Here is a 15,979-nt window from a genome sequence, read left to right as displayed (position 1 = left end):
CATGTTCAAACACAAGGACAAACCATGAGCGCAACAGACACCCGCCCCCTGCTCGAAGTTGCCGCCGGCATCGTTTTCAACGAAAACGGCGAATTCCTCCTCTCCTCCCGCCCCGCAGGCAAACCTTACGCGGGCTACTGGGAATTTGCCGGCGGCAAGGTCGAAGCGGGCGAGAGCGCGGCGGATGCGCTCAAACGCGAGTTTGCCGAAGAGCTGGGCATAGACATCCGCCGCGCCCTGCCCTGGCTGGTGAAAATCCATTCCTACGAACACGCCCGCGTGCGCCTGCACTTTTTCCGCGTGCCCGCCGACGGCTGGGCGGGCGGTATACAGGCCAAAGAAGGCCAGAGCTGGGCGTGGCAGAAGGCGGGAGATTTTACCGTGTCGCCCATGCTGCCCGCCAACGGCGCTTTGCTCAAAGCCCTGTCCGTGCCCACCGCGCTGACAGGCCGTCTGAAAGACGGGTTTTACGGCGCAAACGCCGCAGGCGCATACCGCGCCGTGCCGCCAACCCGTGCGGCGGCAGAGGACAAAAACCTGCTGCTGACCGCCGCCGAATACCTTTCAGACGGCCGCCCGAGCGCTGCCGAAAGCCTGTGGCTGGCGGTGGATAATGCGGCCGATTTTGCCCGTTTGCTGGATGTGGCCGACGTGATTGTCTGGCACGTCGGCACGCATGCCGACGCGCAAACCTTGCTCGATACCCTGCACGCAGGCACGCCCGTACCGCTGGTTGTCAGCACCGACGCGGACACGGCGGCTCAATACGGCGCAGACTGGCTGGCGGCAGGGGCGCAGGCGGTGGCCGCAGAGGAGCAGCCGTAGCGGCACTGAAAACAAAAGGCCGTCTGAAAGCGTTTCAGACGGTCTCTGCCTATATGGTTGCACCTTATCGGAGCTTTGTTTTCAAACGGCCTTTTTGTCCAGTTCGGACAGCAGCGACACCAAATCTCCCGCGCAGCTTTGCGCTTTGGCCGCCACCTGTTCGGGCGTATACAGCGCAGGCGACGTGCCGTGGAAATAAAAGGGATCGATATAGTTCATCTGCGCGTAGTAGGCTGTTTGTTCGATGTTTTTGCACAACTCGCCGACACGGAAATGGGCGATGCCGTCGGCGCGGTAGTCTTCTTCGGGCGAGCCGATGGTGATGCTCGGCACGAAGTGGCGGCCTTTGAGTTTGTCGCCGCCCGTGCCGTAGGCAAAGCCGTAGGTAAACACGCTGTCGAAGTATTGTTTCAAAATCGCGGGCATGTTGTACCAGTACATCGGGTATTGGAAAACAACGGTTTGATGGCGCGTCAAAGCCTGCTGCTCGGCTGCGGCGTCGATGCGGTAATCGGGATAGAGCGCGGCGATGTCGCGGATTTCGTCGCCGGGACGCGCGGCTTTGAGGTGCTCGATAACGGCCTTGTTGGCGACGGATTTTTGAAAATCGGGATGGGCTAAAATAACGAGTGCCACGGTTTGTCCTTTCGGTTTGCGTTGGAAACGGCGCGGATTGTAGGCAGCGGCCGCAGTCGGTTCAATAACTATCCTTTTGTATAGTTGGGAAAAATGGAACACACAAAAACGGAATGCAGAAGCGGCGCCTTCGGTTTCAACGGCAAAACCTATCCCTGCACGCTGAGTGTGACAATGGATTTGGTCGGCGGCAAATGGAAGGCCGTTATCCTCTACCACTTGCAGGACGGCGCCAAACGCTTCGGCGAGCTGCACGCGCATCTGCGCGACGCCACGGAAGCCGTGTTGAGCCGCAGCCTGAAACAGCTCGAGCGCGACGGGCTGGTATCGCGCCAAGTGTTCGGCAGCAGGCCGCCGCTGAAAACCGAATACGCGCTCACGCCGTTCGGCGCAAGCTTCCTGCCCGTGCTCGCCGCGCTCACCGAATGGGGCAACCGCGCGGTGGTCGAGCGCGGCAGCTTTATCGGGGAAACGGAATAAGGCCGCCCTGCCCCGCCGCTGCGGGTGCACAGTTTGTATACAAATTCCGGTCATTTTGCAGTGCAAGATATTTCATCATGCCGAGCGGCGTAAGCGATTAGAATAAAGGCCGTTCCCGCCTCGGCGGGAATGACGTTTCTGAAAGCGCAGCTTCAACGAAGTTCAAACGCAGCTTTCAGACGGCCTCTTCCCGACAACCAACACACACACTCCTCAAACATGGCTTCCTTCCTCGACAAATCGCGCACCGTCGCCCCCGCGGGTTTCAACCGCTGGCTGGTGCCGCCCGCCGCGCTGGCGGTTCACCTTTCCATCGGCCAGATTTACGCCTATTCCGTATTCAACGCGCCGCTCACCAAAATCCTCGGCATCAGTGAATCCGCGCCCGGCGACTGGTCGCTGGCCACCGTCGGCTGGGTGTTCAGCATCGCGCTGGCGGTGCTGGGCGCGTCGGCCGCGCTGTTCGGCACCTGGATGGAACGCGTCGGCCCGCGCAAGGCGATGTTTGTCGCCGCTATCTGCTTCGGGCTGGGCTTTCTCGTTTCCGCCATCGGCGTGCGCGAACACAATCTGTGGCTGCTCTATCTGGGCAACGGCGTACTCGGCGGCGTGGGGCTGGGCTTGGGCTACATCGGCCCCGTTTCGACGCTGATGAAATGGTTTCCCGACAAGCCGGGCATGGCAACAGGGCTGGCGATTATGGGCTTCGGCGGCGGAGCGATGCTGGCCTCGCCGCTCTCGGTAGCGCTGATGGACTTTTTCAAAACGCCCTCGTCCGTCGGCGTGGCGGAGACTTTTCTCGTACTCGGCGCGTTTTATTTCGTGTTTATGATGTTCGGCGTGTTCGCTATCCGCGTGCCCGCGTCCGACTGGAAACCGGCGGGTTTTGTGCCCAAAGCGGCGAAAAAGCTGGTGAGCGCCAACCACGTTACCGCCGCGCAGGCAGTGAAAACGCCGCAGTTTTACCTGCTGTTTTGGATACTGTGCCTGAACGTCACCGCCGGCATCGGCGTGCTCGGACAGGCTTCGGTAATGATTCAGGAAATGTTTTCCGTGCACTCCGTCGGCGAAGGCGCGGCGGTGGGTGCGGCGGCGGCGGCGGGCTTTGTCGGCCTGCTGAGCCTGTTCAATATGGGCGGACGCTTTTTCTGGTCGAGCATTTCCGACCGCCTCGGCCGCAAGCCCACCTACAACCTGTTTTTCATCCTCGGCGCCCTGCTCTATTTCGCCATCCCCGCGCTGGGCGAAAGCGGCAGCAAAACGCTGTTCATCATCGGCTTCTGCATCATCATTTCCATGTACGGCGGCGGCTTCGCGGCCATGCCCGTTTACATCAAAGACCTGTTCGGCACGCTGGAAGTGGGCGCGATACACGGGCGCGTGCTCTTGGCCTGGTCGACCGCCGCCGTGCTCGGCCCGGTGCTGGTGAACTACATCCGCCAAAGCCAGATCGACGGCGGCGTGCCGCCCGCGCAGGCATACAGCGTCACCATGTACATCATGGCCGCCCTGCTGATTGCCGGCCTTGTCTGCAACCTGCTCGTGCGGCCGGTTAACGAAAAACACCATGCCGACGGCAGCCGCTACCGCATCCCGCACCAAGTGCCCGCCGAAAGCGCGTTTGAAGAAGCGGCGCAGGCGGCGGAGGAAATCGCCCACAGCGGCGGCCGCGTGAAGCTGCGCTGGCTGATTGTCTGCGTGCCGCTGGCCTACGGCATCGTTATGACGGGCGTGAAAGTGGCCGGGCTGTTCGGCTGAAGCCGTTCCCGCCTTCGCGGGAACGACGTTTCCGAAAGCGCAGTTTCAACGAAGCGAAAGCGCGGATTCGTCCCAAGCAGCAAAAGGCCGTCTGAAAATCCTTTTTGAGGTTTTCAGACGGCCTTTCTGCGTCTCTGCCGCTGCGGCAGAGTATAAAAAATCAGCTTCTGAAATACAGCCCGTGTTCGTCTTCGCAGCGGCGTATCGGCCAGCCGTACACAGCTTCGAGCAGTTCGGGACGCATCACGGCGGCGGTGTCGCCCGATTCGACAACTTTGCCTTTGTTCATCAATACGATATGGTCGGCATAACGGGCGGCGAGGTTGAGATCGTGCAACACCATGATGGCACTCATGGCGGTTTTTTGCTGCTCCAGATGCTGCATCAGGCGGTGTTGGTGGCGGATGTCGAGGTGGTTGCACGGTTCGTCGAGCAGCAATACGGGTGCGTCCTGCAACAGGGCGCGGATGATGTTGGCGCGTTGCTGCTCGCCGCCGGAGAGACGGCCGATGCGTTTGTCGGCCAGCCCGGCCAAATCGAAATAATCCAAGAGCGCGGCGGCGGCTTTGTCGTTCAGACGGCCTTTTTTAGCGTAGGCTGCCAGCGCGATGTAGCCGCGCACGCTCATGGGCATATTGTAGCGGCCGTGTTGGCCGACCCAGGCGGCGCGTCCCAGGCGCACTTGCGGGGCGGCGGGTGCGCCGTGCAGCAGGATTTCGCCTTGGCCGGTTTGGCCGATAAGGGCGCGCAGCAGGCTGGATTTGCCCGCGCCGTTGGGGCCGATAACGGCGGTGGTCAGTCCGGCGGGGAAATCGAGCGCGTCGATGGAGAGCAGGGTTTTGCCTTTTACGGCAACGTGAAGGTTGCGGACTTGGAATGTGGTTTTCATGGTAATGAGGCCGTCTGAAAATTAGCGTTGGATGGGGCGGATAAAGAGGTACATGAAAAACGGCCCGCCGAGCAGGGCAATCACGATGCCCACGGGCAAATCGACGGGATAGGTAAGCCAGCGCGAGATGCCGTCCACTATCATCAGAAACACCGCGCCCACCCAGGCCGACAGCGCGGTAAGGCGGCTGCGTCCGCCGCCGACGGCCTGCGTGAGCACGTTGGGAATCATCATGCCGAGAAAGCCGATCACGCCCGCCAGCGACACCGCGCCGCCGGTCATCAGCGCCGCGCCGATGACGGTTTGCACACGCACGCGGCCGACCGATACGCCCATGCTCACCGCCGTGTCCTCGCCCGTCATCAACACATCGAGCCGCCGCCCGGCCAAAAGCAGCAGCGCAAAGCCCGGCAGCATCGAACACAGAGCCAGCGCAGGCGAGGCAAAGCCCGCTTCCGACAGGCTGCCCGCCAGCCAGTTGGTTGCGCTGCGGAGCGTTTGGTCGTCGGCCAGAAACATAATCATGCTCACCGCCGCGCCTGCAAACGCGCTCAATACGAAACCCAACACCAGCAGCCCCAGCGTTCCGCCGCCCACCAAGCGGTGCACGGCCAAAATCAGCAGGCACACGCCCAGCGCGCCGCCAAACGCGGCCACCGGCACGCTCACCGCGCCGCCGCCGAGCGCAATCACCGAAATCACGCCCAAAGCCGCGCCGCCCGACGTACCGATCAGGCTGGGATCGGCCAGCGGGTTTTCAAACAAAGCCTGCAAAGCCGCGCCCGAAGCGGCCAGCCCCGCGCCGACCAAGAGCGCGGTATAGATGCGCGGCAGGCGGATTTGGCGGACGGTATCGTCCATTTCCAGCGGCGATGCCCAGCCGCCAAAGCCGATGCCGCAGCAGAAATAAACGGCGGCGGCGGTAAAGAGAAGGGCAAGAATGATGGTGCGGGGTTTCATGGTTTGCTTGTGAAAATGGGAAAAAGGGAAGGAGGTTTTGGCTTCGTTGGAGCTGCGTTAGAAAAACGGGCAGGCCGTCTGAAACAGTCTGCCCGCTTGGTGCGAAATTTTATCATTCCGTATCCGTTTGCGCCACGCGCACGGGCGGCGCGGACGCCAAAAGGCCGTTCCCGCCTTCGCGGGCATGACGTTTCTGAAAGCGCGGCTTCGACGAAGTGAAAACCCGAAAGGCCGTCTGAAAAATGTTTTTCAGACGGCCTTTCGGGTTTGCGGCGCGGGCGGGGTATGGCGAAATCAAAATCCGCCGCCGAAAGGCAGGAGGCCGTCTGAAAGCGTTTCAGAAACGTCATGCCCGCGAAGGCGGGAACAGCCTTTTGGCACGGATTCAGCGGCGCAGCAGTTCGTCGGCGGCGGTTTGGGCGCGGCTGAGGATGTCTTCGGTGAGGTAGGCTTTGATTTGCGCATAGGCCAGCGTGAGGACGGCGACGTCGTCGGTAAAACCCAAGGGCAGGAGCAGGTCGGGGATACTGTCGATGGGGCTGACGAAATACAGCAGCGCGGCGGCGATGATGAGTTTGGCTTTGGCCGGGGTTTGCGGCGAGCGGTAGAGGTAGTAGAGGGCGTAAAACTGGCGCACGACGGGCGCGCCGAGGTCGGCGGCGTGGCGGGCGAGTTTTTTCAGAAAGCCCGGTTCGTTGAGTTTGCGGCGGCGGAAGGTGGGGATGTAGTCGGTCATTTCAGACGGCCTTTCTCGGTTGTGCTTGCGGTTGCGGAAGCGGTTTTCAGACGACCATATGGTTTTTCAGACGGCCTGTATCAAGCAGGCCGTCTGAAAAGTTTAGTAAGCGGTTTATCCGCGCAGGAAACGGCGGTCGAGTTTTGTCAGATAGGCCAGCAGGCCGAGGTTGCCGAGGGCGACGGCGAGATAAAGCAGGCCGATGCTGTCGAACAGAAAGAGCAGCACGGCGCTGAAAATAGCGGCGGCCACCATAAACAGGCCGTTGACGATGTTGTTGGCGGCGACGGCGTTGGCGCGGAATTCGTCGCTGCTGGCGGTTTGCAGCCAAGTGTAGAGGGGCACGGAAAAAAAGCCGCCGAAAAAGCCGATGGCAATCATGCAGGCCATGACGGGATAGGCGTTGGCGCGGGTGAGGAAGGAGAAGATGCCTTCGAGTTGCGTGCTGTCGTAGTGTTGGCCGTGGGTAAGCCAGACGAGCAGGACGCCGAAAACTGTGAGGCCGACGGTGCCGGCGGAAACGAGGCGCAGGTGCAGGCGGTGGCCGCTGATTTTGCTACACAGCACCGAGCCTGCGGCGATGCCGACGGAAAAGAGGGCGAGCATGAGGTTGAAGACGTTGTCGTTGCCGCCGAGGTGTTTCTGCGTGAAGGTGGGCAGCTGGGTGGTGTACACCGCGCCGATGAGCCAGAACCAGGAGATGCCGATGATGGCGGTGTAGAGTTCTTTTTGCGCGAAGGTGTCTTTGAGGAGCTGTTTGGTGCTGCGGACGATGTTCGGGGCGATGTGCTGCTGCGGGTTTTTCGCGCCGACGTAGGGCATGAAAAAGGCTGTGACCGTGCCGCCGGCGGCAATCAGCACGACCAGCGCCATCACCAGCGCGTGCGGCGCGCCGGCAAGTACCGTGCCGAGGATTTGGCCGAGGAGGATGGCGAGGAAGGTGCCCGATTCGATCAGGCTGTTGCCCATCATCAGTTCTTTGTCGTTGAGATAGTCGGGCAGGATGGCGTATTTGAGGGGGCCGAACAGGGTGGATTGCGCGCCCATGCAAAAGAGCATGGCCAGCAGCAGGGGCGCGGATTGGATGTGAAAGCCGTAGGCGGCAACGGCCATGATGAGGATTTCCAAAAGTTTGATGATGCGTGCGAAGCGGGCTTTGTCGTAGCGGGTGCTCAGTTGGCCGGAGACGGAGGAGAACAGGAAATACGGCAGGATGAAGAGCAGCGAGCCGAGGTTGAGCATTTGCGCGGGCGGCAGAATGGCGTTGGCGCCGAGGCCGTGGTAGCTGATCATGACAAAGAGGGCGGTTTTGAACAGATTGTCGTTCAATGCGCCGAGAAACTGTGTGCCGAACAGCGGGGCGAAGCGGCGGCTTTTGGCAAAGGAGAAACTGCTGTTTTTGGCGTTCATCTGCCGCCCTCCCCTCTTGTTTCAGACGGCCTCTGCGTTTCAGACGGCCTTTCGGGTTCGCGGTAGCTGTCGTCGTCCATCAGGATGCGGTGGGCAGGGCCTTCGAGGTCGTCGAACTGGCCGCTTTTGCCCGACCACCAGAAGAAATAAATAATCAGCGCGCCGAGAATCAGGCTCAGCGGCACGAGGATGTACATGCTTTCCATCAGAATGTTCCGGCAAGGTCTTCAAGGATAAAGGTTTGTCCGCCGAGGCTGAGGTATTCGCCGCGGATGCGCCCAGCGGGTGTGCCGTCGGCGGCGTAGAGGCCGACGCGGTCTTTTTCCAGCCGCCAGATGCCTGCGGCTTCGCTGTCTTGGAAGGGGGCGAGGGCGCGTTCTGCGGCAGCAGGCGGCGGGGTTTCGCTTTGCAGTTTGACAAGGAATTGTCCGGACTGCGGCGGGCTTTCGTGTTCTTCATCGCCGGTCATGACGAAAAAGCCGATATGGGTTTGGTCTTCGCTGTGGAGGCTGAAATAGTGCATGGTCGGGGAAGGGTCGGCGCGGACGGCCGTCTGAAAAGGGGATGGGAAAAAGGCCGTCTGAAAGCCTGTCGGCGCTTTTCAGACGGCCTGTCTGTCTTACAGCAGCTCGAAGTCGATGCCGGCGTTCTGCCCCCTGCGGCTTTTGAGCTGGATGGCCAGACGCAGGTCGTTGGCGGAATCGGCGTTTTTAATCGCTTCGGCGTAGGAAATCTGGCCGCTTTCGAAGAGTTCGTACAGCGCCTGGTCAAAGGTCTGCATGCCGATGTCGGTGGATTTTTTCATGATTTCCTTGATGCCGTGCACTTCGCCGCGCAGGATAAGGTCGGAAATCAGCGGCGATTGCAGCAGCACTTCCACCGCCGCCACACGGCCTTTGCCGTTTTCCTTGGGCACGAGGCGCTGGGAGACGAAGGCCTGCAAATTGAGCGACAGGTCGGTCAGAAGCTGGGTGCGTTTTTCTTCGGGGAAGAAGTTGATGATGCGGTCGAGTGCCTGGTTGGAACTGTTGGCGTGCAGCGTGGCCATGCAGAGGTGGCCGGTTTCGGCGAAGGCCAGCGCGTATTCCATGGTTTCCTGGTCGCGGATCTCGCCGATGAGGATCACGTCGGGCGCCTGGCGCAGGGTGTTTTTCAGGGCGGCAAACCAGTTGTCGGTGTCCACGCCCACTTCGCGCTGGGTGATGATGCAGTTTTTGTGCGGGTGGACGTATTCGATGGGGTCTTCGATGGTGATGATGTGGCCGTAGCTGTTTTCGTTGCGGTAGTCGATCATCGCCGCCAGCGAGGTGGATTTGCCCGAGCCTGTGCCGCCGACGAAAATCACCAGCCCGCGTTTCTGCATCGCCACTTTTTTCAGCACTTCGGGCAGTTTGAGGTCGTCCATTTTCGGAATGACGCTGTTGATGATGCGGATAACGAGGGCAACGGCGCCGCGCTGGATCATGGCGTTGACGCGGAAACGCGCCACGCCGTCGAGGCTGACGGCAAAGTTGCATTCTTTGGTGTTTTCAAATTCTTCGCGCTGCTTTTCGGTCATCAGCGCCTGGGCGATGGCGCCGCACATGCCGGCGGTGAGCGGCTTGTCGGCTATCGGCGTGAGTTTGCCGTCGAGTTTGACGGCGGGCGGAAATTCGGCGGTGATGAAGAGATCGGACGCTTTTTGTTCGTACATATAGCGCATCCAGCCGAAAATGGTGTCTTTGATGCCCATCGGGGCGGCGTTTTGTGTATTCATATTTTGTTATTCCCGTAATGTCGGTTGGTCCTTGCAAAAGGCCGTCTGAACAACCGCTTTCAGACGGCCTTTTGCGCTTTAAAACGGTTTGTAGGTGGCCAGATAGTAGATGATGCCGACCACGCCCATGCTCAGGGCGTAGAAAAACCAGGCTTTGGCCGAACGCGGCTGCGATTTGAGCGCCGCCATGCCGATGAAGACGTAGCCCACCACCAAAAGCAGCTTCACGCCCAGCCAGTTGGCGTTGCCGAAGGGCGTCCAGTGGGCGAGGGTCATGATCCAAAGGCCGGTGAAAAGCAGCGTGGTGTCGTTCAGATGCGGCAGCACTTTGAGCACGCCCGGCAGCGGTTTTTCCGGCTTGGCAAAGCGCATCCAGTAGCGCAGGTTGAACAGCAGCACGGTCATGGCGACAAAAAACAGATGGCCTTTTTTCGCCCAAATGTAAATCATGGTTGTGTCCCTTGTTTTTGTTTGGAATTTTTTTCCACCGCCAGCAAAACCGGCGGCGAATTGCGCTGGTTGGCAAAGGCGTAGCGCAACACGGCAAAGCGCTCCTGCGGCAGGGCGGCCGCCCATTCCTGCACCGCCGCGCTCTCCTGCGCACCCGCCGGATGGCCGCCGTAGAGCACCGCCGCCAAAATGCCGCCTTCGGCCAGCAGCCCCAGCGCGGCTTCGAGCGCGGCAATGCTCGATTCGGCGCGGGTGGTGATGTTTTTGTCGCCGCCCGGCAGGTAGCCGAAATTGAACACGGCGGCATCGAGCGGCTCTTTTATATAGTCTGCCAAACGCTCGTGGCCGTCGTGTATCAGCACCACCTGTTTGTCTGCCCCTGCCGCTTTCAGACGGCCTTCGGTGGCGTCCAGCGCCTGCCTTTGTATGTCGAACGCCCAAACCCTGCCCGTTTCCCCGATCAGCCGTGCAAGAAGCAGCGTGTCGTGTCCGTTGCCCGCCGTGCCGTCGAGGGCGCGGCCGCCTGCTTTCAGACGGCCTTCGAGCAGGCTGCGGGCGAATGTCAGGGCGTTGGGCAGCATGGGCGGGGATTTGGCGGGCAAAAAACGCGGGCAGTATAAAAGGTAATGCTGCCTCTGCCAACAGGCGGCTTTCAGACGGCCTTTGCACCCGGGAGGCCGTCTGAAGAGCGTTTACAGCAGATGCTTGAACGGGTTGCCCCTGCAGCAGACAAATTCCACGCCCTCGTCGGCGCACCCGCCCAAAAGACAGGTGATGCCGGTGACGTGGCAGATGCCGTACATCCCGACAACCGGCGCCACATCGGGCGTTTCACCAACTTCCGGCCCTTCTTCCCCGATGCTGCCCGCGATATAGGCCAGCCTTTCGCGCGTCAGGCATTCCGTGCGGGCGCGGAATTCAAAGAGAAAATCCCGCTCGGAAAATTCGAGGGACAGGCCGTCGAACTCGCACAGGAAAGTAGCGGGCTTTTCGCCGACAACATAGCCGCAGGCGGCGGCTTGGGCAGCAACGGCGGCGGTATCAGTGTGCCGGTTGGGATGCCAACCCGTCCTCCGCAGGGTTTGCATGGTTTTTTTGTCAAAACGCCCCATGATGTTTCCTTTTCCGCTTTTCAGACGGCCTCACAGCAGCGGGCTCATCAGTCTGACGGTGTTTTCCACCAGCCCCCACCATTTGGGGCGTTTTTCCCACACTTCGGCGCTGATGCGGCGGCTGTCGGCCAAATAGCCCTGTTGCAGAGCGGCGATGCGGGCGGTGGTGGGGCGGTCGTAGATGGCGAGGCTGATTTCCAGATTGAGGAAGAAGCTACGCATGTCCATGTTGACCGTGCCGAAGAGGGCGTAATCGTCATCGATTACCATGGTTTTGGCGTGCAGCAGGCCGCCTTCGAAGAGGGCGATGTCCACGCCCGCGGCCAGCAGCATCGGGTAGTAGGCGCGCGAGGCGTAGCGCACGAGCAGGGAATCGACCTGCGCCGGCAGAATGAGGGTTACGGCCACGCCGCGCTTGGCGGCAGTGGTGAGGGCGGTAAGCAGCGGCTCGTCGGGTACGAAATACGGCGTGGTGATGGTGACGCGGCGGGTAGCGGAGTGGACGGCGCTGACAATGGTTTCGTAAATCACGCGGTCGCTCTGGTCGGGCGCGGAGGGGATCACCTGCGCCACGATGCCGCCCTGCGCCACGTTTTCCGGCAAAAGCGTCGGGATGCGGTCTTCGTGCAGGGCGATGTATTGCTGTATGCCTTGCAGGTTTTCGTCGTCTTCCACCGCCAGATCGGCAAAGAACACGGCCGACATTTCCAGCACCAGCGGCCCGGTGCAGCGCATCATCACGTCCACCCATTCGCCGACGCCCGAATCCTGTTTGAAAAAACGCGGGTCGACGAGGTTGTAGCTGCCCGTGTAGCCGACTTTGCCGTCCGTGACGAGGATTTTGCGGTGGTTGCGCAAATCGCTGCGCGTGAAGAAGGTGCGTAGCAGGCCGACGGGCAGCGAGGCGTGTACTTCCACTCCCGCGTCGCGCAGGGTTTGCGCCCAGCGGCTGTCGAAAAAGCCGAGGCTGCCCACCGCGTCGGCCAAAACGGCGCAATCGACGCCGCGCTGTGCCGCCCGCGCCACGGCGCTCATCAGCTCTTCGATGCGCCCCTGCGGCTCGATAATATAGAAGGCCAGCAGGCAGGAATGCTGCGCCGCTTCGATGTCGGCCAACATGGCATCGACGATTTCGTCGGTGGTGGAGAGCAGCTCCATCGCGTTGCCCTGCGTCGCACCCAGGCCGGTGACGCGCTCGGTGATGCGGCCGATGCCGTGGTAGCGCGGCCTCACCTGCCCAGCGATGTCGAGGTAGCGGTCGGCCAGATATTTTTCGGCGAAACCGCGGTAAAAGCGGTTCATCTCGCCGCTGCGCTTGGCGCGCGCCGCGCCCAATCTGGGTTCGCCGAGCATCAGATAGGCCAGCGTGCCGAAAATCGGAAAGAGAAACAGGATGATGAGCCAGGCGAACACCGAACCGACATTACGCTGCTTATAAAGCACGCGTACCATGCAGGCGAGCGCGGCGCAGGTGTGGGCGGCAAGGAAAATCTCGCCCCAAGTGATGTTTTGCAAAACGGACAAAGCGGCCTCCGTGCGGCAGACAGTCAAACAGGCGGGCGATTATAGCGGCGCGTGCGGCAGAGCCAAGAGAGGCCGTCTGAAAGGCGCGGCGGGCGGCCGCAGCGGCATTTGGCCGCGCCGGACTGCGTTTTCAGACGGCCTCTTTGCCGACACGCCGCCGCGCCTATACAATCGGCCGTTGTCCGCATCCGCAGGAGATTTTCCATGCCGTATCTGCTTTTCGTCCTTGCCCTGATTGTCGGCATCGTCAACGGTGCGCCGCTGTCGGGCTTTCTGCTCGGCGCCGCGCTGGGCTACGCCGTGCACACTGCCCAAAGGGCGCGGCGCGAAAGCGGCGGCACGCAGGCGCTGCAGCAGGAAATCGAAGATTTGCGCCGTCGCGTGCGCCTGCTCGAAGCGCAGATCAGGCCGTCTGAAAACCCGTCGGCAGACATTTGCGAAATCCCGCAGACGCAAACCGCTTATGTTCAGACGGCCTGCGCGCAGGCAGAGATGGCAGAAAACGAAACACCGCCCTCCCCTGCCCTGCCGCCGCGCCATGCCCGCGCAGACGTTTCCGCCCTCGCCCGATTGCGTGCGCAGCGGCAGGACGGCACGATGCACGGCGCACCGACGCAGGCCGCAGCCGCCCGCGTGCCGCAGCAAACGGCGCAACCCGCCTTTCAGACGGCCTCCCAAGCGCAGAGGCCGTCTGAAAACGAAACGGCAGACCAAACCGCATGGTATGAAAACCATGCTTTGGCATCATGGTTTGTCCGCAGCAATCCGCTGTTGAAAACGGGCGTGGTAGTGCTGTTTCTCGGCCTGGCCTTTCTACTGCGCTATGCTTCGGAGCGCGTCCATGTGCCGGTGGGGCTGCGTTATCTGACGGTGGCGGGCGCGGGTTTGGCTGCCGCGCTGGCGGGATGGAAATTGCAGGCGCGACGCCGCGATTATGCTTTGGTGTTGCAGGGCTTCGGTTTGGCGGTGATGTATCTCACCGCGCTGGCGGCTTTGAAACTGCATCCGCTGCTGCCCGCGCCTTTGGTATTCGCGCTGATGGTTTTGCTGGTGGCGGTAATGGCGGCCTCGGCGGTGAAACAAAACGCGCAGGCGATGGCGCAGGTGGCGCTGGTTGGCGGTTTGGCCGCGCCGCTGCTGGTATCCGACGGCAGCGGGCGTTATCTGGTGCTGTTTTCCTATCTGGCGCTGCTCAACGGCGGCGTGGCCTTTATCGCCTGGTTTAAGGCTTGGCGGCCGTTGAACCTCACCGGTTTTGCCGGCACGTTTCTGATTGCCGCCGCGTGGGGCGCGAGGGATTACGCGCCCGCGCTGTTTGCCACGACCGAGCCGTTTTTGCTTTACCACGGGCTGCTTTATACGCTGGTGGCGGTGTTTTTCGCCCGCCGCCGTCTGCTGGAAAACGAGGAAGACGATGTGCCGCCCTTGGCCGACAACGCCTCCTTTGGCGAAATTGCCGATCGCATCGCCGCACACGGTATGCGCGTGCACCTGATCGACCATGTGCTGCTGTTCGGCACGGCGGGCGCGGCCTTCACCCTGCAATGGCATATGGTGAAACATTGGCCGCACGGCGCGGGCTGGTCGGCGTTGGGCTTTGCCGCCGCATACGCCTGCGCCGCGCTGACGGTGCAGGGCGGCGGTTTGGCACTGCTGCGGCAGGCGTTTTCCGCGCTCGCGCTCGCTTTTGCCACGCTGGCCGTGCCGCTGTTTTTCGACGGCGCGGACACGGCCTCGCTGTGGACGCTGGAAGCGGCGCTGACGTATTACTTCGGCCTGCGCCAGCGGCTGCCGCATCTGCGTTTGGCGGCTTTGGCGGTGTATCTGCTCGCTGCCGCCGCCCAGCTTGCTTCCTACCGCCTGTTTCCCGCCGTTTCAGACGGCCTGATTGCCGGTTCGCCCTTATCGACGCTGCTGGCGGCGGGCGGCGGCGGACTGGTTTATCTGTTGTGGGCGTTGTACCGCCGCGAGGGTTCGGCCGCATGGGAGCACGGCTGGCAGACGGTTGCGCTGGCCGCCGCGCTGTTCTATGCCTCGCTGCTGCCGCTGCTGTGGTTTTCGTCGGCCAAGACGCTGCTGCTGTCCTACGCGCTGCTGTCGCTGCTGTGGGCGGTCTGCCAATACCGACAGCGGCAAACCGTGTTCGCCGTGTTCTCGCTGCTGTGTGCACTGGCGCTGCCCCTGATTTATCTCGCCAAACCGTTCTGCTGCACGGTTTTCGCCCTACTGAAAACCGACGCGGCACACGCGGCGCTGCCGCCGCTCGAAGCGGCGCAATATCTGACAGCCGCCGCGCTGACGGCCGCCGCCGCATGGCTTTTGTCGCGGCCGCAATGGCGCGAGTCAGAGCAGGCGTCTTGGTCGGGCGCGGCGGTGTTTGCCGTTGCGCTGCTGCTGGCCGACGCGGCCTGGCGCGGTGTTTTGTGGCCGTCTGAAAACATCGCGCACCGGCTGCATCCGCTGCTGTTGCTGCTGCCCTTTGCCGTCGCCGCCCGCTATCTGCGCTGGCGCGAGGCGCAATACGTTCTGCTTGCGCCCGCCTTTTTCTTCGCCGCCGCGCTGCTGCCGGAAAACTTCCGCGCCGCACCGCTCGTCGCATGGCCGATACTGGCGGCGCGAACCGCGCTGACCTTTTGGCTGCTCGGCTTTGACGACGAAAATGCCGAAGAAACCGGCAGACGCGGCGTACCCGCTTCCCTGCACGCCGCCGCGCTGTTCCTGTTTGCCCTGCTGTGGCAGAAACTGGCCTTTCAGACGGCCTCATTGTTCCTGTCGGGCGCGTGGCTGCAACTGTCGTGGCTGGCCGTGCCTGCGGCCTATTGGCTGGCGGCAGAGCAAGACGCGCTGCCGCTTTTCAGACGGCATCCCGCCGTTTACCGCCGTTTCGGCCGCGCCCTGTGTATCTTTGCCGCCGCTGCATGGCTGCTGTGGATCAACACCGCCGCGCCCCACCGCCCCGCGCCCCTGCCGTATCTGCCGCTGTTCAACCCGACGGAACTGGCCGCCGCCGGCCTGCTGTGGTTCGGCTTTTGCACGCTGCCGCACGGTGCATGGAGCGGCGAAGTGCGCCGTTTTGCCGCATACGCCCTGTCTGCCCTTGCCTTTTTCACCCTCAGCGCGGGCGTGATGCGCGTTTGGCATTTCTACGGCGGCATCGGCTGGAATCTGGCCGATCTGCTGCGCTCCGTCGGCCTGCAGGCGAGTTTGTCCGTCGTGTGGGCGGGCGCGGCCATCGTGCTGATGGTGGCGGGCAACCGCAGCGGCAGCCGCGGCCGCTGGATAGGCGGCGCGGCGCTGATGGGCGCGGTGGTGGTGAAACTCTTCCTCGTCGAGCTGGGCAACAGCGGCGGCATCGAACGCATCGCCTCCTTTATCATCGTCGGCCTGCTGCTGCTTCTGGTCGGCTGGTTCGCGCCCGTGCCGCCGAAAGACAAACATTAGGA

At 62.1% G+C, this 15,979-nt stretch carries 16 protein-coding genes; 4 read left to right on the top strand and 12 right to left on the bottom strand.

Annotated elements, in window-relative coordinates; genetic code table 11:
- Positions 1–24: 24 nt before the first annotated feature.
- Complete coding sequence (locus CGZ77_RS09060; RefSeq protein ID WP_009426904.1) at positions 25–825, top strand: NUDIX domain-containing protein; 801 nt, start codon at positions 25–27, stop codon at positions 823–825.
- A gap of 81 nt (positions 826–906) precedes the next feature.
- Here CGZ77_RS09060 and CGZ77_RS09055 read toward each other — a convergent pair whose 3' ends face one another.
- Positions 907–1,461 carry an NAD(P)H-dependent oxidoreductase gene (locus tag CGZ77_RS09055; RefSeq protein WP_036496525.1) on the bottom strand — a complete coding sequence of 185 codons (555 nt, stop codon included), beginning with the start codon at positions 1,459–1,461 and terminating at the stop codon, positions 907–909.
- A 93-nt stretch (positions 1,462–1,554) separates the two neighbouring features.
- Between CGZ77_RS09055 and CGZ77_RS09050 the strand changes: the two genes are divergently transcribed.
- Together CGZ77_RS09050 and CGZ77_RS09045 are read left to right on the top strand one after the other, a co-directional pair.
- On the top strand, positions 1,555–1,941 hold the full coding sequence (locus tag CGZ77_RS09050; protein ID WP_036496487.1) for a helix-turn-helix domain-containing protein: 387 nt from the start codon (positions 1,555–1,557) through the stop codon (positions 1,939–1,941).
- 219 nt (positions 1,942–2,160) lie between these two features.
- Positions 2,161–3,699 (top strand): OFA family MFS transporter, encoded by a 1,539-nt coding sequence (locus tag CGZ77_RS09045; protein WP_009426902.1) that lies wholly within the window; start codon positions 2,161–2,163, stop codon positions 3,697–3,699.
- 160 nt (positions 3,700–3,859) lie between these two features.
- On the opposite strand, the gene CGZ77_RS09040 is transcribed toward CGZ77_RS09045, so the two are convergent.
- The 11 genes from CGZ77_RS09040 to cls all read right to left on the bottom strand — a co-directional run bounded on the left by CGZ77_RS09040 (position 3,860) and on the right by cls (position 12,536).
- Positions 3,860–4,588, bottom strand: coding sequence for an ABC transporter ATP-binding protein (locus tag CGZ77_RS09040; RefSeq protein WP_094031131.1), 729 nt, complete (start codon positions 4,586–4,588; stop codon positions 3,860–3,862).
- Between the two features lie 21 nt (positions 4,589–4,609).
- Positions 4,610–5,548 carry an iron ABC transporter permease gene (locus CGZ77_RS09035; RefSeq protein ID WP_009426900.1) on the bottom strand — a complete coding sequence of 313 codons (939 nt, stop codon included), beginning with the start codon at positions 5,546–5,548 and terminating at the stop codon, positions 4,610–4,612.
- A gap of 385 nt (positions 5,549–5,933) precedes the next feature.
- A complete protein-coding gene (locus CGZ77_RS09025) occupies positions 5,934–6,284 on the bottom strand; it encodes a YkvA family protein (RefSeq protein WP_009426898.1) in 351 nt (116 codons plus the stop codon).
- Between the two features lie 114 nt (positions 6,285–6,398).
- Entirely contained in the window at positions 6,399–7,694 is a 1,296-nt protein-coding gene (locus tag CGZ77_RS09020) for an MFS transporter (RefSeq protein ID WP_009426897.1), read from the bottom strand.
- Positions 7,691–7,900, bottom strand: a complete 210-nt coding sequence (gene ccoS, locus CGZ77_RS09015; RefSeq protein WP_009426896.1) for a cbb3-type cytochrome oxidase assembly protein CcoS — start codon at positions 7,898–7,900, stop codon at positions 7,691–7,693. Before ccoS ends, CGZ77_RS09020 begins: the two co-directional genes overlap by 4 nt.
- Positions 7,900–8,217: a hypothetical protein gene (locus CGZ77_RS09010; RefSeq protein ID WP_009426895.1), complete on the bottom strand. Its 318-nt coding sequence runs from the start codon at positions 8,215–8,217 to the stop codon at positions 7,900–7,902. Before CGZ77_RS09010 ends, ccoS begins: the two co-directional genes overlap by 1 nt.
- A 96-nt stretch (positions 8,218–8,313) precedes the next feature.
- Positions 8,314–9,426, bottom strand: coding sequence for a PilT/PilU family type 4a pilus ATPase (locus tag CGZ77_RS09005; protein WP_198344885.1), 1,113 nt, complete (start codon positions 9,424–9,426; stop codon positions 8,314–8,316).
- Positions 9,427–9,528: 102 nt separating this feature from the next.
- Positions 9,529–9,900, bottom strand: a complete 372-nt coding sequence (locus CGZ77_RS09000; protein WP_009426893.1) for a SirB2 family protein — start codon at positions 9,898–9,900, stop codon at positions 9,529–9,531.
- Positions 9,897–10,481 (bottom strand): class I SAM-dependent methyltransferase, encoded by a 585-nt coding sequence (locus CGZ77_RS08995; protein ID WP_009426892.1) that lies wholly within the window; start codon positions 10,479–10,481, stop codon positions 9,897–9,899. The genes CGZ77_RS09000 and CGZ77_RS08995 overlap by 4 nt, the downstream gene beginning before the upstream one ends.
- A gap of 111 nt (positions 10,482–10,592) precedes the next feature.
- Positions 10,593–11,012 carry an SUKH-3 domain-containing protein gene (locus CGZ77_RS08990; protein ID WP_009426891.1) on the bottom strand — a complete coding sequence of 140 codons (420 nt, stop codon included), beginning with the start codon at positions 11,010–11,012 and terminating at the stop codon, positions 10,593–10,595.
- A gap of 30 nt (positions 11,013–11,042) precedes the next feature.
- Positions 11,043–12,536: a cardiolipin synthase gene (gene cls / locus CGZ77_RS08985; protein ID WP_094031129.1), complete on the bottom strand. Its 1,494-nt coding sequence runs from the start codon at positions 12,534–12,536 to the stop codon at positions 11,043–11,045.
- Between the two features lie 204 nt (positions 12,537–12,740).
- On the opposite strand from cls, the gene CGZ77_RS08980 reads away from it, so the two are divergent.
- A complete protein-coding gene (locus CGZ77_RS08980) occupies positions 12,741–15,977 on the top strand; it encodes a DUF2339 domain-containing protein (RefSeq protein WP_094031128.1) in 3,237 nt (1,078 codons plus the stop codon).
- Positions 15,978–15,979 lie beyond the last annotated feature (2 nt).

It is taken from the genome of Neisseria sp. KEM232 (genome assembly GCF_002237445.1).
GTDB lineage: Bacteria > Pseudomonadota > Gammaproteobacteria > Burkholderiales > Neisseriaceae > Neisseria.
Note: the sequence above shows the minus strand (reverse complement) of the source record. Positions and strands in the feature narration are given on the sequence as shown.

What these genes read in the sequence shown, in the direction of transcription:
- CGZ77_RS09060 (WP_009426904.1), top strand. Translation starts at nt 25, where the DNA reads ATGAGCGCAACAGACACCCGCCCCCTGCTCGAAGTTGCCGCCGGCATC.
- CGZ77_RS09050 (WP_036496487.1), top strand. Translation starts at nt 1,555, where the DNA reads ATGGAACACACAAAAACGGAATGCAGAAGCGGCGCCTTCGGTTTCAAC.
- CGZ77_RS09045 (WP_009426902.1), top strand. Translation starts at nt 2,161, where the DNA reads ATGGCTTCCTTCCTCGACAAATCGCGCACCGTCGCCCCCGCGGGTTTC.
- CGZ77_RS09040 (WP_094031131.1), bottom strand. Translation starts at nt 4,588, where the DNA reads ATGAAAACCACATTCCAAGTCCGCAACCTTCACGTTGCCGTAAAAGGC.
- CGZ77_RS09035 (WP_009426900.1), bottom strand. Translation starts at nt 5,548, where the DNA reads ATGAAACCCCGCACCATCATTCTTGCCCTTCTCTTTACCGCCGCCGCC.
- CGZ77_RS09025 (WP_009426898.1), bottom strand. Translation starts at nt 6,284, where the DNA reads ATGACCGACTACATCCCCACCTTCCGCCGCCGCAAACTCAACGAACCG.
- CGZ77_RS09020 (WP_009426897.1), bottom strand. Translation starts at nt 7,694, where the DNA reads ATGAACGCCAAAAACAGCAGTTTCTCCTTTGCCAAAAGCCGCCGCTTC.
- ccoS (WP_009426896.1), bottom strand. Translation starts at nt 7,900, where the DNA reads ATGGAAAGCATGTACATCCTCGTGCCGCTGAGCCTGATTCTCGGCGCG.
- CGZ77_RS09010 (WP_009426895.1), bottom strand. Translation starts at nt 8,217, where the DNA reads ATGCACTATTTCAGCCTCCACAGCGAAGACCAAACCCATATCGGCTTT.
- CGZ77_RS09005 (WP_198344885.1), bottom strand. Translation starts at nt 9,426, where the DNA reads ATGGGCATCAAAGACACCATTTTCGGCTGGATGCGCTATATGTACGAA.
- CGZ77_RS09000 (WP_009426893.1), bottom strand. Translation starts at nt 9,900, where the DNA reads ATGATTTACATTTGGGCGAAAAAAGGCCATCTGTTTTTTGTCGCCATG.
- CGZ77_RS08995 (WP_009426892.1), bottom strand. Translation starts at nt 10,481, where the DNA reads ATGCTGCCCAACGCCCTGACATTCGCCCGCAGCCTGCTCGAAGGCCGT.
- CGZ77_RS08990 (WP_009426891.1), bottom strand. Translation starts at nt 11,012, where the DNA reads ATGGGGCGTTTTGACAAAAAAACCATGCAAACCCTGCGGAGGACGGGT.
- CGZ77_RS08980 (WP_094031128.1), top strand. Translation starts at nt 12,741, where the DNA reads ATGCCGTATCTGCTTTTCGTCCTTGCCCTGATTGTCGGCATCGTCAAC.